Genomic DNA, 20,700 nt, shown 5'->3' with positions numbered 1-20,700 from the left:
ATATCGTCAACCCGAAGATCATGGGGCGCACCCTTCTCATGGGCGCATAGATCGGCCGCATGGTCGTATAAACTCAGGCCAACTTAGAGACTATCCGAGCTCGAGCTGGCTTCGGGTTCGCAGGACTAAACCAATGGACCGGGACACGACGTTCAAAGATCACCACCTCTGGGAGCTGCAGCGTCGAGACGCCCTGAATAATAGCCTTTCGCTTCCCGTAGGCATCCTAACTGTTGTGGCTGGCGGTGCCCTTACGATGGCAAGGTCGGTAGACATCGAACATCCAGCGTCCAAGCTCGGCCTTTCTATTGCCCTGGCTGTAACGGCAGTGCTGCTGCTCTGCAATCTGTTCTGCCTTGCCAAGTCCCTAGTCCGTTACAAATACTCCCATGCCCCGGACATGCTTGAATGGCTGGGCGACCGTGAGCATTTCGAGCATGAGTATAGGGAGAAGTGGCGGGGGCTTGGCATCACAAAATCAAGAGCCGAACAGGAGGCGCGGCGCGAGTTCTACTACCATCTTGACCAGACCTACGCGAAATCCGCGTCGAATAACTCAATCCAAAATAAGAAGAAGGCCGAGTGGATCGCGCTTGGGCACAGATTCCTTATCGCCAGCGTTGGCTCCCTCATGCTCGCTGGAGTATTTTTCAGCCTTTCCCCAACAAAGCCGGCGGATGACGTCGCACCAAAATCGCTAAAGGACGCTAAGAAAGTGATTACCCCCAGCAAACCTGAGAAGCCCGCCAATAGCCCTGCATCGTTGCCATCTACGACAGCCAAGGACATCAAACGCCCACCAGTCCGAGACCCGATGGTCATCAATGAGAAATTTCCGCAGAAGGATCACGATTTTGGACTTGATGATCTATGAGCAATAAGCCTCCCAGCCAACCGCCGCCGCCGAAGCCAGCACCTCAGCAGCGACCGGCTACGCAGCAGACCCAGATTGTCCGGCCACCAACAAGGGAACCAATCCATGTGTTCGATAGCGTGCCACCAGGGATGAAGAAGGGGCGCCCTTGAAAGGCACCTCTGGGTTCTTTTGAGGGGTAACTTACGGAGCCGAATTCGGCTTACGAGGAAGCCCGAGCTTGGAGACGCGCCGAGCAAAACAAAAGCCCCATTCCACTGCCCAAACGGCATCCAAGATTCTTGGTCGAAGCCATGACCCTGCTGACCACGCAACGGGAGGAGGCCGGCGGCTGGTTGGTATCGCGAACAAACCGGAGCTCACCGACCCGGCTGAACTGCTTCCCTTGCTCTGCCTAAGTTGCGTGCCTGCCCCCCTGCGCTAAAGACGAGAAGCCAGGTCGAATTCGCAACACCTCTAGTCGTCAAATGACATAGCAGCTATCGCATTTTTGCCCGTATTCAATTTTGTGAAGCAAGGCTCGAAGCGAGCTCTTGCGCAAATGGCGATTCTTGGTTGGATGAGGACTTCCCCACACGCAGGAGTTTTCATGACCACCCATTCCCAACAACTCGAAATTGCCGGCCAGCTGCTCGCCGGGCTGATGAGCCAAACGCTGTCTGACGAGCCGCTCGTGCGACAACGCAACGTCTGCAATGCCTGGGCCTCTGCTGGCGAGCTGATCGTCTACAGCCAGAAGAAGCCGCCAGGTGGAGGCAACGCCGCTCAATCGTTGGACAAGGCCCCTCCAATGCCCTCTCCGGCTGTGCGCACCCGCGAAGCCGTCATCGTTCGAGAGTTTCCGTCGGTGGAGGAATGGCGAGCGGGCCGGAAGCCCAAAGACGCCCAGCTGGATCCAGTGCGCAAAAAAAAGCGCCCGACCCTCCACTGAGCCGGCCAAGCGCCCGCAAACATTGAGCCCCGCATCGCGGGGCTTTTTGGTTTCAGTGGAAGCGCGGCGGCTTGGGAACATAGACAGGTGCAGGGGCAGGAGGGACCGAGATGGCAGGACCTGGACGCGGTCCATCGGGCTGGTTCGCCACGTCGAGTTGGAGGGGGTAGCGCTGGAGCATGTCCCAGCTCCAGGCCTCCAGGTGCGCCGCGCTGGCCGACGCCTCTTTCTCGCAGAGGGCTTGTTCCTCCGGGGTCACCCGGGCCCTTGCATCGGCCAGCTCTGCGGCTCGGGCTTCGAGGGTGCTCAACCGACGCCCGCGCCGCTGCTTCCAGTCTCCTTGCGTCCATGAGGTCCCCGGCTCGGGATTGTTCGCCAGGAAGTCGTGCCACGCGTTCTCGGCCATGTGGTGCAGCTTCTCCGCTCGGCGCACCGCCAAGAGCCGCCGGGCGAACTTCATGATCGCTGCCTTGAAGCGCCGCAGTCGACGGAGCAACTCGTTGAGGTCCGGGCGCAGCCGGGCCTCTTCGGCGAAGGCAGCCACGTGTTCCCTGATCCACTGCAACAGGCGCTGGGTTGCTTGGAGCGTTTGAGCCAAGCGGGGATCCGCTTGAACAGCCACTCCCCATTCGTCGCTGGCTTCCTCCGCGAGCTCGGAGACCGAACGTGGCTCGCGCGACGGCTTGGCCTCCTCCGCCTCCATCAGTCCCAGCCCGCGGGCAATGGTCGCCATGCTGCGGGACACCTCAATGTGCCCTGCCCCAGGCCCGAGCGACAAGGACAGCCCATCAGAAGGTCGGCGAGCCTCGCGCTCGGCCTGGGCCTGGCTGTGGCCGTCGGGCACCGGCATGGCGCGCCCTTCCTGCTCAAACACGGCGATGAGCTTTTGGAAGGTCTCCTCGTTGGTTTCCTCGATTCGACGGTTCTCGTCCGAACGCTCCGACGGCTGGCCCCGCCGGGCCAACGCCGTGCCGTTTTTGCCGACGTGCTTGGTGGGCTCCCGGGAGAGCACGGCAGCCGCGGCCAGGTCGCCGCGCGCCAAAGCGTCGTCGGCCTGAGCGGCTAGGCTGCGATGGTCCACGCGAAGCTCAAGCGCGGCCTTCTCAAGGTGGGCATTGATGGTGGATGCAATGAGTTCGCGCACCCATTGCACTTCGACACGTCCCGAGGGCCCGCCGTCCAGTTCCCTGGTTTTGTCCGTGAGACCGTCCGGACCCATGCGCCGAGTCGTTGCCAGGACGTGGACATGCCAGTTCAAGCCGTCCTTGCTGCCTGGGCTGTGGATGCTCGCCTGCGCCGCGAACCCGTAGCGACCCACCAGAGCACGGGTGACTTCCACGGCCAGATCGGAGCGCTGAAGGTCATCGAGTTCGTGCGGCAAGGCAAACTCGAACTCACGCGCGACCGTCGAATCTTTGCGGCGCTCAGCAGCCTCCGCAGCCGGCCAGAGCTCAGCGGGGACCAGGGCCCAATCGGGCGCGTCCTCGGGGGCGATGCAGCGCGTTTCGACGACGCCGTCCCGGCGGCGGTAGTCGTGGCGCAAGCCGGTTAGCGCGTCCTCCAGCAGCAGGCCGGCACGATAGGCGGCCGCAGCGATGGACGAATGTCCTTTGGCGCGACTAAACGTCTTGACGTTGGCGTGGTAGATGGCCATGAGGCGGCGACTCCGAAGCAATGGGGTTGCTTGGTTTATGCCTCGGCTTTGGATTTTCGCAAGCGCCCTCGGCGCTTGGGGTTCAAGGGGCGAAGACCCTTGCGCACGTGTCACGCAGTGACACCTAGGTGCGCTCTTGCTCTTTCTTTCAATGATTGGAATTCAAGAAACTATCGTCTACGAATGAGGTTCGGAGAAATCGCGTGCCGATCTATTGACGAGTCCGAATTGCCTGATTCACTGGTTGCTAGACCAAAGGGGATCGACATGACTGTAACGGACCATTACCACGACCGAATCACCCGTGCGACCAAGCGACTGGCCCAGCTGCAAGCGAGGGAGCTTCTTGCAGGTCAAAAGCGAGTGAGCAAAGCGAGATAAGCCTCCAAGCGAGAGCAAGTCAAGCGGCGACAACATATCTCTAGCCTGGTCGCTCTGGCTGGGGCCGAGGACTTTGAAGACACCGAGCTCTTGGGAGCCCTTTTGAACCACATCGATGCTCGCAGCGACCTTTAGCTTCTCCAGCGAGCCGTTGAGCGAGGAGAGCTATACCTGAAGGCTGAGGAACGGCAACAACGGAGAACGAACTAGACAGAAGCACCTCATGCGTTCGAAGCTATTCAGTAAGTCACTTCAACTCTCTCTACGCTCACTTGGCTGGATTCCAATGCAACCCGATAAACCCAGGCGACCCATCCGCTTCATCTGGGCCAAGTGTATTATCCTCCAGAAACTCCGACGACCGAAGGACAGACCCAATGCACGACGAGATTCCTCCATCCACGGTGCCGGAAAACGTAAAGCTGTCGCTGCTGAATTTCCCGAACGATCAGGAGTTCATCCAAGTCTTTATAAAAGACATGAAAGAAGCAATCATTGATTGCGGACGCTTCCTCGATCTGGAGCGTCTCGACGGAGTGACCGTCGGATATGACTTTGGCGCCGCGCTTGAGTCCGTCGACCTCGGCTACGAATCCACAGTAGCCACCCAATACACGAACAACGGCGACGTAATAGCAGTTGCGAAGGCAATGAATGTCTTGCGGGACGGCATCGTGATGTCGCATGTAGTCTACAACGGAAACATCATTGCCCCGCTCGTTGATTCAAGCCACGAGCATCACCTCGACGCCTTGCATATCATCTCCCATGAGTTCGGGCATGTTGCTGAACTCAAGTGGCGAGACGAAGCCATGCCTGGCCTGATGCTGAAAAGTTCAGAAGGAGACTGGGCAGAAAACATGCTACTTCAGACCGCAATCGTTGCTTGGGAAGAATATGCCGCATGCAGGATGACAGGGATGATAGGCGACCGAGAGGCTCTTAAGCAGCGTTATTCCCAGGAGTTTGATAAATCTGCCGGCCATTCATTACAACGCGCCAAGCAAAAAATCAAAGAGTATCGGACGCACGGAGACATTGGAAAGTTGCTTGTAGAAGCGGGCGAGCCGATCTCCATGCCGTTTAAGATGGCTGGATATATGATGGGGCACCTCGACGCAATCGAAGATTCCACTCCACTCGAAGAGCTCTGTCCGCTCTATGCGAAGACACATCTCACGACATTCATTCCAAAGCTATTTGCAGCGCTCCGAACTATATGGGATGAACGAGAGTTGGGCAAAGGTGTCGCCATCTTTGCCCCGCTCAGCGCACTTCTTAAGGAAGCCTACTTAGCTGCCGGCGTTGAACTGATCCCTCAAGGTGAAGGTCGAGGCTACTACATCAATGTCCCTTTCACAGCAGCGACCATGCCAAATGGGGAAGCGGACATGGCCATTATCAACCTCAGGAAGCAGCTTGGTTTTGACTGAATGACTGAGCGCCAACTTTGAGGACAGATGCAATCCGGCTTGGACAGAAGGTCGAACCTGGGGTAATCGAGGTTTCCCCAACGAATCAGCGCCGTCCATCAGTATGCGAATCACACCATATCGGCCTCTTCTGGTGATGGGAATCCACATCAATCGTCGCCGTCAGTCTCTTCAACTTCTACCAAACCCATCTTCATCTTGAAATGGTCTTGGTGCCCTGCCCTGTCGAACAGCATCTCCAGCTTAGCGAAGTAGTAGTTCAGATCGAACTGCCCCCAGTCCACATGCGCAATGTTGACATCATCTCGGTGGCTACCTCGATGCAGATATCGCTCCAGAGGCTTGAAGGTCGCATCCGCCTTGGACATTTCATCCAGCACTGCGCTCATCTTTTTCCTACGGCCCGTGAAGGCAAAGAACGTCTCCACGACGCAGCGCATTGTATTAGGCATGACTTGGACAGGGACCAGTCCGTCTCGAACGTCACGGATGGTTTGCCAAAGTGCGTCATAGTCGTTTGCGAACTCTTGGCCGCTCATTGGCATGACTTGGCTGCGCTCGTTCTTTACGACGCGCAGCAGCTGGCACTTTTTGGGCACAGTGGCCCATTCACGGTATCCAAGCTGAAGAACGAGCTCGTGCAGGAAAAAGAGGTTGTGAGTTAAAGCAAGAACTTGACGGACCTTCTGCCCACCAGGCGGCTTGATCAACTCCTGCGCGATGACTGACGCGATGTCGTAGACATAGTTGTGCGAAAGGCTCGATATTGGGTCGTCGATGACCACGATGGTCCGCGCCAAGTCGATGGACTGCCCCTGCTCCGCCGAACCCTTTAGAAGCTCCATAAAATAGAAGAAGGAAATGAGCGTCTTCTCACCCTCGCTGAGAGACTGAGTCGTGCTTTCACCAAGGCCAGGACGCTTCAGACAGTAGAGGCTGCCCTCTCCAGCCTTCCGGTCAATGGTGAAGGTATCAATGCCGAGTCCTTTGAGTCTTGTATTGATGGCGGCAACGGACGCGTCAACTCCCTCCTGGTTCTTTTTGAGCTCTACCAACGCAGCAGCGGCATCGCTTTTTGAGCTGGAGGCGGCCTTCTGCTTGATGACCCACTCGCCCCGTTGCTCATTGAGCGGCGCCACCACTGCATCGTAGGAGGTGTATGCATGCGCTCGATCGCGATACAGGATTTTCCAGAAGGCTTCACCAACTGCCTTGCGCTCCTCTCCCTTGTTCGCGATCCGTCGATTGAAGTCCCCTATACGCGTATTTAGAGCATCCAGCGCTGCTGTCATCAGACCCATGTCAACCCTGGCTACCTCGAAAGATTCTCCAGGGTGCTCTTGCTTCAACCGCATTGTGGCTAGATTCGCTTTGAGCTTGGCTAACACAGCTTCGGAGGCTACCTTCAGATCAGTCTCATCAGCCAACGGCTCCGCCAAGGCGGACTCCATTTGGCGCTCTAGGCTGGATACGTCAGTAGCGTAGCGGGTCACGTGGGAGGTAATGGAGTCAATTTTTTCCTGTCTCGTGCCTTCAAACAGTCTCACAAGCTCATCCATGAACCCATGAGGCAGGCCTCGTTGGCAGAAAGGACATTGATCGCCCTGAACAAAGGACCGACCCTTATCAACCCAGTCTCCATTCTTCAGCGTTTCAATGAGCGCAGAGAGGCTGCTGTCATTGGAGACCTCCACCGCCTCCTGCCAAACATCATCGGCCTCTATCAACGAGAAACCACTTGTGGAGAGTGAGTGGTTCGGCTTTGATTGCTCGTCACCGGAAACGTCAGTCAGCCGCTTGATCAGCTCACCTATGTCGTCCAACTCCTCGTCGGGCGAGACCTGCAGCTTCCGCAGATCTTCAAAGAACTTGGGTTTTCCGCGCCCATACCCTTTCAAGTAGCCCGCAAACTCGCCAGCATCATAGGCCTTATAGGCCTTCCACGTTTCGTCTTGTGCAGCAATCAGCGCCTTATCAAGGCGACCATCAATGGCCTCGATACCGACGCGAGCAGCTTCAATCGCTTCGTCCGCATCCCTGCTTATCTGCTCTTGCCGCTCTATTTCCTTTTGGGTTGCTCCATCCGTCTCGCCAATAGTAAAAATCCCTGGCATGCCATCCGCTTCGCCAATCACAGACTGGACGAACTCGTGGTTGTAGATATGAAACCTAAACCGACCTTCCCCTACCGTGGTGACCTGGCAGCCGGCGAATTTCGGGTCACCGACAGCCAGTCCGCGTATCACTTCACCGATTGCCGTCTTTCCGGCCCCGTTCTGGCCATAGAAGAACACAGGCTTTCGGCCCTCAGTCTCTAAAGAGATGCGTGTCGGCTGAGTTGGGTGAAAGCTCTTGTGGTTAAGGATCGATATCTCGCTAATCATTGCACTCCCCCCGAAGCTGTTGCGGAGAGTATGACGTTGACTGTCACCGAGCAGCTAGCCTGCGAAGAGCTACTAGCTAAGGCAGGATTGAAAACATGCCAACAATAAACCCACCTCGTTTAACTTTAATTCAGGTAGCAGAAAGAGGGATTAAAGCGTCTTGTTAGCTAAAATCCTGCAAACAGTACACAATTGACTGCGATAAATCGGCCTCAATTCGCTGCGAACCTTTGGCCCATAAGGCTTCTCACCAGATAACAGATTGGCGAGTCTGGGAAGCATCCCAGCGGCGATTCCTCAACGCCTAAGGACTCAGCCAACACTGCAAGTTTTTGCATCGACCCCATTGACGGATTTTCGTCCTGTCATATCCCTACTTCCATCTCCGATGGAAGTGACCCATGACCGCTCTACCCTCCGCAGCACTCAACGATTACATCGCATCGCCCTTCGGCCTCCTGCATTTGGAAGGCATCCACGTTGGGCGGTTCCACATCGACCGCGCCATCATCCGGGGACGGGAAGCGGCCATCAATCTCCAAGAATGTATTCTCGCCGCGCTCGACGAAACGGGACGAAAGAGCGGCCTTAAGAACAGCACACGCTATCCGGCCCAGCTCCCTATGGGCACCCCGTCGCGCCCTCTGGCCAAGGAGATCGAGGATCATCTGGAGGACATGCGTCGCCGCCAGCTTGACCCGAAGACCGTCCAGTCCACCGAGCGCACGTTGAAGCTGCTCCTGCTGACCTGCGGCAATATCTCCGCAGCTCGTGTGGACTACCACCACATCCAAGCGCTCTGGACGCTGCTGCGTTGGGCTCCGAGGAACCTGGTGTCGGATCCGCTGCTCAAGGATCTCACCTTCGACGAAGCCATCGCCATGGGGAAGGAGCAGGATGTGCCGCCGCTGGCGCCTGCCACCGAGGAGCGACACCGCCGGTTTTTGGTCGCCTTCTTCAACCACTTGGTCAACGGACAAGCCATCGACGTGTCACCGATGAAAGCCTTCCGGAAACCCAAAGAAGATCACACCATCGATCCCGACAAGGCCATCCGCCTCTTCGAGGACGCAGACCTGCAAGCCATTTTTGACCCCGCGACATTCATCCCCTGGGCAAAAAAACCGCAGTATTGGTGGGCACCGATGATCGGCCTATATACCGGAGCCAGGGTCAATGAAGTCTGCCAGCTGAAGCTGGCCGACATCATCGAGGAACGCGGGGTTTGGTGCATTGCTTTCCAGAAGACGTTGGACCAAGACTTGGCCGCAGACCCAAAGCGACGACGGCGCAGCAGGCAAAGCATGAAGGGCGCGGGCTGCATGCGCATCATCCCCATCGCTAAGCCGCTATTGGAGGCAGGCTTCCTCGAGTTCGTGGAGGACATGAAGGAGACGGGCCACCCCCGGCTGTTCCCGCTGCTCTCTGCTGGGGTGAACCGCACCACCGGGGAGACCAATGCGCGTTACAGCCAGCAGTTCGTGGTGGACTTCGGGCGCTACCTGAAGAGCCTGGGCTTCGCGAAAGGAATCGGCTTCCACGCCTTCCGCCACACCCTGGCTACCGAGCTTGATGTCAACGATGTTCCAGAGAAGGAGATTGCCCTGGTCACGGGCCACAGCACCGATCCCCGCGACCGGGTCCAGGTCTTGCGCCAGCACTACCTGCACAAGAAACCGCAGGTGACGCGAAGCAAGCAAATCAGCGCCTTGGAGCTGTATCAGCCCAACGTCGAGCTGCCGCGCTACCAGCGGGGGCAATTCCACGTATTGTTGTCCGACGCCAGCAAGTTCTATCCTTGATGAGATGGAAGAATCTTTGAAGGATGGCGACATGGCTGAAGATCCAATCTACCGCAATGCCCTCAACGCTATCCAAGTTGGCGTTGAGGACTTTAACGATGGCTCACCTGCGCGCCTCTCTTCCGCAGTGCGCAACCTAACCGCAGGCATCCTGCTGCTTTGCAAAGAAAAGCTTCGTCGATTATCACCCGACGATGAGATATTGATTTGGAAGCAACTGAAGCCACTACTTAACGATGACGGACATGTTGTCTTTGGGAAAGCAGGAAATACGACAGTGGACGTCAACGATATCCTTGAGCGGTTTAAATCCTGCAAGATTGATGTGGATGCCCAGCTCTTGCGGCAAATCACCGCCATTCGCAACAAGGTAGAGCATCACCACATTGATGATGTTGGTCAGATTCGAGGTGCTTTCGCTGATGGATTGCTGTTCCTCTCTCAATTCATGCCGACGCATTTAGGTGTCGATCCACAGGAAGAAATAGATGAGGACGCGTGGGCTTCACTGGTCGAAGAGAAGGAAATTGAAGATCATCTTCGAGCAGAGTGCCGATCATCCTATGAGAATATGGATGGACCGGAGGCACTCTTAGAAGCAGTTAAGAAAGAGGGGTGCCCCCAGTGTAGCTCGCAGCTTGTCAGACAGCTTGATCGTCAAAACACGAATCCGTTCGAAGCTCAGTGGGCTTGTAGAGCTTGCGGTCATAGCAGCTCAAATCAGGAGTGGCTTGGACGGATACTTCCCAATCACTTTGCCGGAGCAAGCTTTCTGGCCGTGAAGCATGGCGGGCCTGATCCGCTGGAAACATGCCCCGAATGCGATGAAGAGGCTTACGTTTATGAAGAGCAGATGTGCCTTGCTTGTGGCTACGAACATCAGGCTAGAGAGTGCTTGGTTTGCTCAGTGCCCCTTGGACTGGACGAATATGATGAGGTGATATGTTCATATCATCGGCATATTGCCGAAAAGGAGCGTGACCGTTGACATGTCCGGCTTCAAATTCGTTTCTAGCTTAGATATGTCATAAATAGCGTCTTGTGTGTCTTCTAAGCGCTGAGCGAGGCAGGAGCATTGATCTTGCGCTACGTCGAGCGATTGATGCTGCAAGGTAGGCTGTCCCGGTTTCGATTTGGTCGTGCGACAACGAGATGAGGTGAATAGACGGATCAGACTTTTGGCGCTGAACCGTTAGGCTTCCAAGAAGCGAAGCCATCTCATCATTTGCATCAAACCCTCCCCTCAATGCACGTCGCCACGCTGACGCCAAGAGGTCAGCTACTTGGACACCAGGAAAGTCATGTGATCGGACGAACTTCGAATCGCGGAACACGGCCCCCAGATTTACCGCTGACTCAATAGGTCGCCCAGCAGCTTCTTGAACGTAGCTTGGCACGTCCGCGGTGGCGTAGCGGAAATTCTTTTCGAAGTAAGAATAGTCAAACTCTTCAACGAAGATGCCAGGAGCCTCCAAAGATTTAGCTTGAATGAGCGGCGAGGCCATGTGAGACAGCGTCTGCTCAAAAAGGGGCCGCGCCGAGTTCTTCTCATCTATTCGCCACCTAAAACTTCCCAAAGTGGCCGGCAATCTTTGAGCATAGTAAAGCGTGGATGCTCGAAAGACCTGATCAATTAGATCAACCTGTACAACTAACTGCGCATACAGCTGAGGGGAAAGCCGCTCAAGCCGTCCGGACAAATCATCTATCAAGGCCCTTCCCTCTTCATAGAGCATCTTGGGCCTATTTACGCGGACACGCTGGACTTGGTCTGCCTGATGGCGAACGATACTCTCGGTGTCCTCGTGCCCTAGATCAATTCCTGAAACGAAGAGGACCGATTCGAACTCGCGAAGCTGAGCCAAGAAAACTTTAAATTCCGATTCCGGCACATCCTTCAGCTTGACTTCGTCACGATAGCCGCAGCCAAGACGCCGTTTGAGTGCCTTAAGTGCACCCTCGACCTGCTTTCGGCTTATCTCAGGCACCACGTAGGCAGCGACTACAGACCAGCTCCCAGAACTGCTCGAGGGAACAAAACTGCCTGACTCATCGACATAAATAAACATAAACGATCCCTGGTCAGACGAAGCACGGCCGCTCTGACAATAGCTAACGCTTGAACTTCTTTAGCCATGCTGTGGCCTTTCTCCGGTCTTCTGGCGTCATTTCTCCCAAAGCCAGTATTGCGTCAGCCATATCGCTGTCTTGGGCGACCAAGTAGGCCATTGGCACACCCAACGTGTCGGCCAGCTTCCCCAGCCCATCCAAGTCGATGCCACTGGTCTCGTTCTCGTATCGATTGACCCGGCTACTGGCCAACTTCTTATCGAGCCCCATCAGCACCCCCAACGCTCGCTGGCTTGGGATGCCTTGCAGTTCCCGAGCCTGTTTCAGGCGGGCAGCAAAGAGAGCTCGGGGAGAAGCCTTCGGCACGTGAACGGATGTTGAAAAGTTGGCCGGACAGCATGACTTGCTCCTCCACTGCATGGCAGACTCTTCATGAAATGTAGCACCCTCCAACAACACACGGGGATTTCATGAAGACCGCAAGGATTGCAGGCGCCGCCCTGCTCGCATTGACCGTGGCCGGCGTTGCCCAGGCCCAGGACACTCAGCCCCAAAAGCCCGGCTTCTTCCGCCAGCTTGGAAAGAGCCTCGCCGATTCGGGCAAGCAGATGGTCGGCATCCAGCCGAACGCCAGGGGCAAGCCTGGCAATCAAGGGACTGGCTCGATCTACGTGCCTCTCGGCGGCGCCGGGAAGCTGCCCGGGCTCTTCAAGGGCGACAACCACCAGCAGGCCCAGCTCGGGAAGCTTGAGTGGCCCCGGGTGGCGCTCACGTTTCAGGAATGGGGCGCCTCCCTGCCCTGCTGGACTGTGGAAGCGCGCATCTGGACCAGCCCCGCAGCTTCGACCACCGAGACCTTCCGCACCTGCTTCGATGCCGCTGTAGTGGAGACCGACGACCTGGGCGAGACGGCCGAGCTCAACACTGCGGCGCTGTGGAAAGGCCGGGATACGCTTAGCGGCATCCGGGTGGCACCCAGCAAGCCCAATACGGGCGCCCAGCGATCCACGGGCCCCAACCCGCCGAGCCAACCGTTCGTGGTCAATGTGAGCCGGCCCGGCGTGGCTGACCGCGCCGTCGATGTCGCCCTGCGCGTCGCCTGGGTCTCGGGATTGCTCCAGACCGCGGACCTGCATCCGGGACCCTCCGGCCTCCTGACGCCCTTCAAGGACACCAGGCTCTGGATCGCTGGCTTCAAGCCCGACGGGAACCGCGACAAGTAACTCCGCCTCCTCCTCCCCACTCCCTCTCGCTCTCAAAGGACAGACATGAAACACGCAACGATCGGCCTGGTCGCGATGACCATGGCCCTGGGCCTGACCGCCTGCGGCGGCAAGCCTTCGTCTGACAACGCCAAGGAAGCCTTTGTCCGACTGCTGAAAGAAAGCGGTGCGGGCCAAGTCACCAACGTCCAAAACTTCGAACTCACCGGCTGCGTGGAAGCGGAAAGCGTAGACGGCTACCGCTGCGACACGCGCGGCCAGGCCGTGCTCAACATCGAGGGCCGGCAGGTGCCCATCCCGGTCAGTAAAAATCTTCGCTATGCGAAGGCCGACGGCACGTGGAGGGCCTATGCCAAATGAAGACCCGACCCGATTCGATGGCAGGAACGTCCGCTGACACCGTGGGTGGGCTTGGTGGGGACGGCGCATTGTGCGCCGCTCCCAAGAAAGTCCTGACGCCGCACACGCGCTTCTTCCGGTGGTTCTCGCTCAGCTTGCTCTTCCTGGGCCCGTTCGGCTTCATCGTCGGGCCGTTGATGGCTTGGCGGGGACTGCGAAAGGCGGAACGGTTGTATCCGCAGGAGGCCTACGCGGCTCGGCAGCGCGACCAAGGCTTCTCTTGGGGTCAGTGGTGGGTCATGACGCCGCTGACTGTCATGGGGGCTTTCTGGGTCAGCTCGGTGCTCAGCGGGCTCCCCATGGTCATGCTGGTGTTGTGGCTGCAGCTGACTAGCTAACAAGACGTCTCAACGATGGAATTAAGGATGTCAGTCCAGCCGGCCCAATCGAAAGAGGAAGCAAGCTGTCGCTCCTAAACACTTATATGCAGCTGCGAAACCTGGCCGGATTTGGCCGGATTTGGCCGGATACTCGACAGAGAACACAACAGGTCAAGATGGGTAACCTTTCAAAATCAAAAACTTACTTGGATGACACGGGCGCCATACTGACACCGAATCGGCCAAATACGTGGCCGGATTTGGCCGGATTTGGCCGGATACTCAGATCGTTCTACCGGTTCGCTGGTAAATTGTCGCACGGGCACGACCTGATCGCTTGAGGAAGCCAGCTTCTTCCAAGCTCTTGAGATCGCGTCGAGCTTGTCGCTCGGAGACCTCGTAGTCCGCGATGTAGTCCGCGAGGCGAAGTGTGTCGCCTGGACGCAATTTCTCCATGACCAAGGCCTGCCGGGGACTTAGCTCCGCAGCCTCGGCATCTAGTGCCGAATAAAGAGTGAGAGTCACGCCCGAAGGACTATCCTGCCATTTGGGAGGCTTGGCGCCTAATTCTTCACAAGCAGCTATGATCTTCTGCGTTCCTCGCCCGACGCGCTCCATCAGACGTCTCAAGTATAGAACGTGAGCAATATCAGGATTTATAGGAATAGATGGATGAAGCTTTCCAAGGTCACCAACCTTGATCCCTCGCGGTAAGCGGCCCGAATTCCAAACCTCAATTCGACTGGGATAAATAGACACCGATAACCCACCAGAAAACGAAGAGTAGTCTCGGTGAGCTAGTGCATTGACTATCCCTTCACGCAGAGCTTCAATGGAATAATTGGCAATATCCTTACGGACATGCTCGCCTCGTGCAAAAAAAGCTTGAACGCGGACTTGCGCACCAACCAGATCCATCATTTCCATATATATTTTCACCAAAGGCCCTTCAAGCCATTGGTCGCTACTATACCTTACGCCAATTTTATCAGACTCAAATTGTATAACCCGCACTCTGCACTGAGGATGCCGGACGGGCGGACGTCGAGAATAAAGAACATCGCATGCGTTAGTTAGACTACCCCGTATCGTTAAGCCTAGCTGCTGCAAAACTGAATAAATATCATTCGGTTTCTCATAGGCAAAACGGCTCGTCTCTTCAGAATCCTCTACTGTGGATCCAATCTCAGAATTATCGAGGTCCTCTTCACCTAAGCCCATAGAAGGACGGCGTTCCCAGCGCTCAGCTTCAATAGACCGCACCTGAACCAACTTTCGAAGCCTTGCGGGATCGGCCACGACCGTGGCTTTACCGTATCGAAGAAACACACGCCCCTCGACTACGTAAGGAACATCTCGACCTTGAGGAACCTCGATCGAAATTATCGAAAGATCATGATGAACATCAACGCTAAGTGTAAAAAGTGCTGTTGGAGCAATCATTTCTTTTAGCTGCGACTCCAATCGACGACGCACGCTTTCAGGATCTTCTCCAACTCCAACAATTTCACCAGCCTGGTTTGCACCAACAAAAATAACCCCACCGCGCGCATTTAAAAAACCGCATACCGTGGCAGAGATTTCATCAATCTCCATCGGGTCTTCAATAAAATCTACGCCACTCTGTTTCCCTTTCATGATTTGAGATTGGACTGTCGCGGTGATCATGTAACCCCCCCACTAACAATCTCCATTACACGCCTTGAATCGCCAAGCTGCTCTTTGAGAAATCTCTCAACTTCTTGAAATCTGTAGAATTGTGCGGTTGCGTATCGAAGCGCGTCGGAATCACTTACAAACTTTTGAACCCAGTTCCCCTTGCGATCCACAAATTCAATCTCATTACGAATAGCGGCTTCATACATGTCTATCACTCGTAGGTCGTCCAGAACTTGGGATCCCTTAAAATTTAGCTCGGAGCGCTCTTTTGGGTTTTTGTGACCAAGACCGGCTAAAATTGTGCGCGCAAATATCACATGATCATGAGCCAGCAACCAACGAGGCTTATTTAGCTCAATCGCCTTAATGATCTCTTGGTGAGTAATAGAGATTTCACCTTTTACAACTCCAGATCCATATTTTGGCGTAATTAGAGCGAAGAAAAGATCACAATCCTCCACCGCCTTTAAACAGCTCTCAAAAGCATTTAAACTGGAATAAACAGGAAGAGTGCCTATGTGTGAGCACCATACGTTGTAGCCAAATTCGGTCAGGAGCGCATAAATGCGATCCAGCAGCTCCTCAAACCCATATACAGTCGAGCTGATCATGATAGTTGGCGGCTGCGTGCCCGTTGCCTTTTTGCTGGACTTTGACATAGCTAATACATGACTTCCGTTGTCCCACTCGGGGTCATCATCTCATAGTTCACATCCGCCCACTGCTGAGGTGGAGCCGGCCTCATGCAGCCCTCGCCCTGACCTTATCTAGCAGATGGAAACGGACGCAGACAAATGTCAAGCTTTAGATTTCCAGCGGAGGCAGAGGGTTGGCTACAATCAGTCAGTTTCCCTCTGAAATGCTGCTTAAGATAGATGCTCTAGCAAAACTGCTTCAGCTTGTAAGCGAGGAGCGAGAGCGTCAGTTAGGGTCTAGCGAGAAGTCCGGCAAGCCCGCCCCTCCCGATAGATGCAGGAACTCTCCAGCACGGTCTGTCCCGTGCCTTGGCTCCTAGCCCCTCGACGTTACCTAGATTTTGAATAGGGACTCGTGCAAAAGAGAGAAAGCATCTGTCCACTTTGAGGCTAGCGGTGAGCGTGCCAGACCCGCTACAATGGCGGACCACAAAGCAGGACACCTTCCTGGTTTGCGTGGCTGTAGGAGAGCCAGGACGTTCGAGCGGGATCAGTACCTCCCCCTCTCTCCGCCAGTTTCATGATTTGCGCAATGACACCAATGCCGCAAATCGCAGGGCCATGCCAATGGTCCACGTCTTATGGTGGCCCCGTCGGTCCCTCGCGACGCTAGATCGAAAATCCCGCCAGGGCTGGAAGGCAGCAACGGTATCGATTGATGCGGGCGCCGAGGTCAGCCGGCGGGGACACCACCCTCATTCTCAGAAGTCCGCCGCAGCGCCTGATTCGCAAGCGCGCATTACTGCGCTTGCGGCTCCGGATGCAGCCAGCCCGCATCGCCTTCCAGGTAATGTTCGTACTTCCAGATCGGCACGCGCGCCTTGACCTCATCGATGATGTAGCGGCATGCATCGAAGGCCGCGCCACGATGCGCCGCACTGACGCCGACCCACACCGCCATGTCGCCGATGCGCAGTTCGCCCACGCGGTGCACACAATGCGCGTGCACGATGGCGAATCGTTGCATTGCTTCGTCGAGAACGCGCTGCCCTTCAGCGTGCGCGAGCGCGGCGTAGGCTTCGTAGCGCAATCCAGCCACGCCGCGACCTTCGTTGTGATTACGCACCCAGCCTTCGAAACTGGCGAACGCACCGGCCTGCGGATGTTCCGCACCGGCGCGTAACTGATCGACCGGTAGCGGCACGTCGGAAAGCGCAAAGACCGCTGCAACCTGCTCGCTCATGCTCAACCTCCCGACACCGGCGGAATAAACACCACTTCGCTGCCATCGCGCAGCGCATCCTCCCAGCGCGCGAATGCACCATCCACGGCCACGCGCAACTGCGCGGGCGTCCAGCGCAGGCCGTGCCGCGCATCGAGCTCTGCATACAGGCTGCGCAAATCCTGCGCGCCGGTCTGCACGCGCTCGTCGGCAATGCCCGCGGCCTCGCGCAAGCTGGCGAAGTACAGCACCGTGACCGTGACCGTCATTGCGCCGCTCCGATATCGCGCTTGCCGCCGCGCTTGGACACCAACTTGGTCGGGCCGATGCGCATGCTGTGCGACAACGCCTTGCACATGTCATAGACCGTCAACGCAGCCACGCTAGCACCCGTGAGCGCTTCCATTTCCACGCCGGTGCGATGCACGCAGCGCACCGTGCAACGGATGTCCAGCACCTGCTCGCCTGCCCAGTCGATCTCGAAACGACATGCATCGATCGGTAGCGGATGACAAAACGGAATCAATTCGTGCGTGCGCTTGACCGCCATGGTGCCAGCGATCACCGCCGTCTCCACAATGCCGCCCTTGGCGCTCCGCAAGCCATTGGCGCGCAGCTGCCCGGCCACGGCAGCCGGAAAGTGCACGCGGCTTTCCGCGGTGGCGCTACGGGCGGTGACCGCCTTGCCCGAGACATCCACCATGGTGGGAAGCCCGGCATCGTCGAGGTGGGTCAAGCGTGCGGAACGGGATTTTGCAGGCATGGGAAACGACACAAAGACAGGCGATCAGGATGCGGCATTCTCGGTGAACGGGGTGCCTCGGTGGAACTGTAACTACCCTCCGTCAGCGTTCCTGTGCCACAGCGAGCTGCGCAAGGCCTGCCGCTCAACACCTTGACGGCGATCCATCGACCGATCACGCACTGCACCAGATCCCGCGCCAGCCGCATGCATTCGAAGCCATCGGCCTGGTCATCGGCAGCAACACCGGACGCGCTCAAGGCCACGATCACTTCGCTGCGCATGTAGCGACGGCCCGACGTACCGAACTCGACAAACGGCGGATCGAGCAGCGCGTCCAACACCTGCACATCGGCACGCAGCTGAGGATCGAGCAGACGCAGTTCCAGCGTGCGCAGCTGCGCCAGCAGCGCGTCCTCGCTCATCCGCCGATCAAGAACATCTCGACCGGCTTGCCGCGCCGTGGCACCGAGGCACGTACTTCGCTGTAGCGGTCGCCACGTGCGCTCCAGCGCTGACGCAGATGCGTTGCCAACGCAGGCGCGCCGTCGGCCAATGCCGGCTTGAGATCGTGACCCTGGCTGGCGAACAGGCAGGTATACAGATGTCCGTCGGCAGAGACGCGCGCACGTTGGCAATCGCCGCAGAACGGCACGCTGACCGAACTGACGAAGCCCACTTCGCCGGTGCCATCCGCAAACGCGTAGCGCCGCGCCACTTCGCCGGTGTAATTGGCGTCCAGCGCCACAAGTGGCCAGCGGGCGTGGATGCGCGCGTGCAGCTGCGCGGACGTCACCACCGCATCCGGCGTCCAGCCATTGCAGCTGCCCACATCCATGAACTCGATGAAGCGCAGCACGTGTCCGGTGCCGCGGAAGTGCTCCACCAGCGGCAGCACCTGATCTTCGTTGACGCCACGCTGCACGACGCAATTGATTTTCAGCCGTTGGAAACCAGCCTGTTCGGCGGCGGCAATGCCGGCCAGCACCTGCGCAATGTCGCCGCGCTCGCCGCTCATGCGCCTGAACAACGCCGGCTCCAGCGCATCCATGCTGACGGTGATGCGGCGCAGCCCGGCCTGCCGCAGCGCAACGGCCTGGCGGGCAAGCAAGGTGCCGTTGGTGGTCAGTGCCAGATCTTCGATACCCTCGATCGCGGTCAGCCGCGCAATCAGGCTCGGCAGGTCGCGGCGCAGCAACGGCTCGCCGCCGGTCAGGCGCACCTTGTTGACGCCGAGCGAGACGAACGCACGCACCAGGGTTTCCAGCTGATCGAAGCCCAATCGCTGCTGCGCGTCGAAGCCGTAATCGTCCGGTACGCGATCGGCTGGCATGCAGTAACCGCAGCGGAAATTACAGGCTTCGATGACCGACAGACGCAGATCGCGCAACGGGCGTCCATAGCGATCCTGCATCGGTGCAATCGCAAGATCCGGCAGCAGCAAGGCGCCCATCAGGGCACCATCGCGGCGGTCGGGTGCGCCAGCGCGAGATATTGACCGGGCACCGCAACGCGGTGGCCACGTGCACGCAGCACATCGCCGTCGGCGTCGCTGGCGTAGTGGTACAGCAGCATGCGGCTCAACAGGTCCTGCGGGTATTCCCGCTCCAAATCGTCCACGCCAGTATGCGACGGGTTGCCGTGAACGCCGCAGTCATGTGCGATGAGCTCGCTATCGTCCGCATAACGCTTCAGCATCTCCGGAATCGGGCGGGTATCGCCGGTCCAGACCAGCGCGCCCTTCAAACGCAAGCCGTAGGCCGTCTCGGGCCAGTGGTGGCGTACCGGGAACACTTCCAGCCGTACGCCCTCGTGCCAGAACGCATCGCCGACCGGCACCAGCTGAAACGCATCCCAGAAGTTCGCCCCGCCCTCGGCAAGCACATTCGGGTAATCGGCGATGCGCCGCTGCAGCAGCGGCACAACCGGCGCCGGCACATACAGGCGCGTGCGCCCGCGGCGCTCGGAGAAATAGCTGTCGACGAACACCCGCTCCAGCCCACCGACATGATCCAGATGCACATGGGTGATGAAGATCGCCTGCGGCAAGTGACCGTAATGGGCCTGATAGGCGGTGAGCCCCTCGCTGCCGCAGTCGATGGTCAGCCACGGCGCACCGGCGCGCTCGAGCGTGGCCATCGGCGAGCCGAGCGCCACCGCCGACGCATTGCCGACTCCCTGCACCCGCAAGGCCCACTCCATCAGTAGCCCCGGCCCCAGGCCAGTTCGTAGGCGCGATGCAGCCGCTCGTAATCCTTGTCGACGTCCTCGCGACTGCGGTTGCCGCGCAGCTTCAGCAGCGAGCGATGCAGGCGCTTGAGATTGCGCTCGCGCCAGCGCGTGGCCGGAATGCGCAGCACGCCGCGGTCGAAATCGATCAGCCAGCCATGCCCGCCGGCATCGAACAGGATGTTGTGCGCGTTGAGATCGGCGTGATCCAGGCCGGCGCGATGGAAGCGCGCGATCAATTGCCCGGTCGCCTCCCACGGCGCACCGCGGCCGGCGACCTGGGCGTGATCGGCCAAGGAGCGCACGTTTTCCAGTCGTTCCATCAACAGCGCAGCGCGATAGCACATGCCTTCGCGTAAATAGCAGGCGGCCAACGGGCGTGGCACCGGCAACTTGCGTTTGATCAGTTCGCGCATCAGCCGGAACTCGGCAAAACTGCGCGTCCGCCCTGCCCCTTTCCACAGATAGCGATCGCGGCTCACACGGGCGGCCATGCCGCCACGCAGGTACTGCCGCAACACGCTGTGGCCGAACGGCGCATCCACGAACCACGCACCGCCACGCCCGCCGGCGTCCACCGGCCGTGCCCTGTCGCCCCACGATTGCGGCGAAAACAGACTGGCGTCGGCTTGCCGCAGCCGCTCGCGGTCGAACAGAATGGCGCCATAGCCGCCTCCTTCGCGGTACGGCGCCAGCGCTTCGGTGGCATCGAAAGAAACCATCTATCGAGTCTAACAACACC

General features: G+C 57.9%; 20 protein-coding genes, 1 other RNA gene and 1 pseudogene. 9 read left to right on the top strand and 13 right to left on the bottom strand.

Going from position 1 to position 20,700, the window contains the following annotated elements; all coding sequences use genetic code 11:
• The first annotated feature begins 133 nt into the window (after window positions 1-133).
• Window positions 134-874, top strand: coding sequence for a hypothetical protein (locus XBLMG947_RS02045; RefSeq protein WP_065466149.1), 741 nt, complete (start codon window positions 134-136; stop codon window positions 872-874).
• A gap of 589 nt (window positions 875-1,463) precedes the next feature.
• Window positions 1,464-1,805, top strand: coding sequence for a hypothetical protein (locus tag XBLMG947_RS02040; RefSeq protein ID WP_065466148.1), 342 nt, complete (start codon window positions 1,464-1,466; stop codon window positions 1,803-1,805).
• Window positions 1,806-1,857: 52 nt separating this feature from the next.
• Here the strand turns inward: XBLMG947_RS02040 and XBLMG947_RS24000 are convergent, their stop codons facing one another.
• A complete protein-coding gene (locus XBLMG947_RS24000; protein ID WP_065466147.1) occupies window positions 1,858-3,459 on the bottom strand; it encodes a MobA/MobL family protein in 1,602 nt (533 codons plus the stop codon).
• A gap of 758 nt (window positions 3,460-4,217) precedes the next feature.
• Here XBLMG947_RS24000 and XBLMG947_RS20990 point away from each other — a divergent pair.
• On the top strand, window positions 4,218-5,273 hold the full coding sequence (locus XBLMG947_RS20990) for a hypothetical protein (RefSeq protein ID WP_104536839.1): 1,056 nt from the start codon (window positions 4,218-4,220) through the stop codon (window positions 5,271-5,273).
• Window positions 5,274-5,422: 149 nt separating this feature from the next.
• On the opposite strand, the gene XBLMG947_RS02020 is transcribed toward XBLMG947_RS20990, so the two are convergent.
• Window positions 5,423-7,657: an AAA family ATPase gene (locus tag XBLMG947_RS02020; protein ID WP_065466145.1), complete on the bottom strand. Its 2,235-nt coding sequence runs from the start codon at window positions 7,655-7,657 to the stop codon at window positions 5,423-5,425.
• A 401-nt stretch (window positions 7,658-8,058) separates the two neighbouring features.
• Here XBLMG947_RS02020 and XBLMG947_RS02015 point away from each other — a divergent pair, with 401 nt between their 5' ends.
• Window positions 8,059-9,459: a site-specific integrase gene (locus XBLMG947_RS02015; protein ID WP_065466144.1), complete on the top strand. Its 1,401-nt coding sequence runs from the start codon at window positions 8,059-8,061 to the stop codon at window positions 9,457-9,459.
• 4 nt (window positions 9,460-9,463) lie between these two features.
• Window positions 9,464-10,447: a hypothetical protein gene (locus tag XBLMG947_RS22375; RefSeq protein ID WP_139074342.1), complete on the top strand. Its 984-nt coding sequence runs from the start codon at window positions 9,464-9,466 to the stop codon at window positions 10,445-10,447.
• Between the two features lie 37 nt (window positions 10,448-10,484).
• Here XBLMG947_RS22375 and XBLMG947_RS02005 read toward each other — a convergent pair whose 3' ends face one another.
• Window positions 10,485-11,528, bottom strand: a complete 1,044-nt coding sequence (locus tag XBLMG947_RS02005) for a DUF3800 domain-containing protein (RefSeq protein ID WP_065466142.1) — start codon at window positions 11,526-11,528, stop codon at window positions 10,485-10,487.
• A gap of 43 nt (window positions 11,529-11,571) precedes the next feature.
• Window positions 11,572-11,895: a helix-turn-helix domain-containing protein gene (locus tag XBLMG947_RS02000; RefSeq protein ID WP_209437460.1), complete on the bottom strand. Its 324-nt coding sequence runs from the start codon at window positions 11,893-11,895 to the stop codon at window positions 11,572-11,574.
• A gap of 104 nt (window positions 11,896-11,999) precedes the next feature.
• Between XBLMG947_RS02000 and XBLMG947_RS01995 the strand changes: the two genes are divergently transcribed.
• The 3 genes from XBLMG947_RS01995 to XBLMG947_RS01985 are packed head-to-tail and all read left to right on the top strand — an operon-like array spanning window position 12,000 to window position 13,489.
• Window positions 12,000-12,752, top strand: coding sequence for a hypothetical protein (locus tag XBLMG947_RS01995; protein ID WP_065466141.1), 753 nt, complete (start codon window positions 12,000-12,002; stop codon window positions 12,750-12,752).
• Between the two features lie 45 nt (window positions 12,753-12,797).
• Window positions 12,798-13,112 (top strand): hypothetical protein, encoded by a 315-nt coding sequence (locus XBLMG947_RS01990; protein ID WP_065466140.1) that lies wholly within the window; start codon window positions 12,798-12,800, stop codon window positions 13,110-13,112.
• Window positions 13,109-13,489, top strand: coding sequence for a hypothetical protein (locus XBLMG947_RS01985; RefSeq protein WP_065466139.1), 381 nt, complete (start codon window positions 13,109-13,111; stop codon window positions 13,487-13,489). The genes XBLMG947_RS01990 and XBLMG947_RS01985 overlap by 4 nt, the downstream gene beginning before the upstream one ends.
• A gap of 264 nt (window positions 13,490-13,753) precedes the next feature.
• Here XBLMG947_RS01985 and XBLMG947_RS20985 read toward each other — a convergent pair whose 3' ends face one another.
• Entirely contained in the window at window positions 13,754-15,139 is a 1,386-nt protein-coding gene (locus XBLMG947_RS20985; protein WP_083992791.1) for an ATP-binding protein, read from the bottom strand.
• On the bottom strand, window positions 15,136-15,789 hold the full coding sequence (locus XBLMG947_RS20980) for a DUF4062 domain-containing protein (protein WP_209437459.1): 654 nt from the start codon (window positions 15,787-15,789) through the stop codon (window positions 15,136-15,138). The genes XBLMG947_RS20985 and XBLMG947_RS20980 overlap by 4 nt, the downstream gene beginning before the upstream one ends.
• 626 nt (window positions 15,790-16,415) lie before the next feature.
• On the opposite strand from XBLMG947_RS20980, the gene ffs reads away from it, so the two are divergent.
• Window positions 16,416-16,512, top strand: an RNA gene (ffs, locus tag XBLMG947_RS01975) — signal recognition particle sRNA small type.
• A gap of 52 nt (window positions 16,513-16,564) precedes the next feature.
• On the opposite strand, the gene XBLMG947_RS01970 is transcribed toward ffs, so the two are convergent.
• The 7 genes and pseudogenes from XBLMG947_RS01970 to XBLMG947_RS01940 form a co-directional block, all read right to left on the bottom strand.
• Window positions 16,565-17,014: a molybdenum cofactor biosynthesis protein MoaE gene (locus XBLMG947_RS01970; protein ID WP_065466137.1), complete on the bottom strand. Its 450-nt coding sequence runs from the start codon at window positions 17,012-17,014 to the stop codon at window positions 16,565-16,567.
• A complete protein-coding gene (moaD, locus tag XBLMG947_RS01965) occupies window positions 17,011-17,256 on the bottom strand; it encodes a molybdopterin converting factor subunit 1 (protein ID WP_065466136.1) in 246 nt (81 codons plus the stop codon). The genes XBLMG947_RS01970 and moaD overlap by 4 nt, the downstream gene beginning before the upstream one ends.
• Window positions 17,253-17,750, bottom strand: coding sequence for a cyclic pyranopterin monophosphate synthase MoaC (gene moaC / locus XBLMG947_RS01960; RefSeq protein WP_065466135.1), 498 nt, complete (start codon window positions 17,748-17,750; stop codon window positions 17,253-17,255). The genes moaD and moaC overlap by 4 nt, the downstream gene beginning before the upstream one ends.
• A 72-nt stretch (window positions 17,751-17,822) precedes the next feature.
• Window positions 17,823-18,154: pseudogene (locus XBLMG947_RS01955) on the bottom strand (nuclear transport factor 2 family protein).
• Window positions 18,151-19,182 (bottom strand): GTP 3',8-cyclase MoaA, encoded by a 1,032-nt coding sequence (gene moaA / locus XBLMG947_RS01950; RefSeq protein ID WP_065466134.1) that lies wholly within the window; start codon window positions 19,180-19,182, stop codon window positions 18,151-18,153. The pseudogene XBLMG947_RS01955 and the gene moaA overlap by 4 nt, the downstream one beginning before the upstream one ends.
• Window positions 19,182-19,931, bottom strand: coding sequence for an MBL fold metallo-hydrolase (locus tag XBLMG947_RS01945; RefSeq protein ID WP_065466133.1), 750 nt, complete (start codon window positions 19,929-19,931; stop codon window positions 19,182-19,184). Before XBLMG947_RS01945 ends, moaA begins: the two co-directional genes overlap by 1 nt.
• A complete protein-coding gene (locus XBLMG947_RS01940; RefSeq protein ID WP_065466132.1) occupies window positions 19,931-20,680 on the bottom strand; it encodes a 3-deoxy-D-manno-octulosonic acid kinase in 750 nt (249 codons plus the stop codon). Before XBLMG947_RS01940 ends, XBLMG947_RS01945 begins: the two co-directional genes overlap by 1 nt.
• Between the last annotated feature and the right edge of the window lie 20 nt (window positions 20,681-20,700).

The organism is Xanthomonas bromi, assembly GCF_900092025.1.
Taxonomy (GTDB): Bacteria; Pseudomonadota; Gammaproteobacteria; order Xanthomonadales; family Xanthomonadaceae; genus Xanthomonas; species Xanthomonas bromi.
The sequence above is the reverse complement of the archived record's forward strand: the minus strand, read 5'-3'. Positions and strand labels throughout refer to the sequence as shown.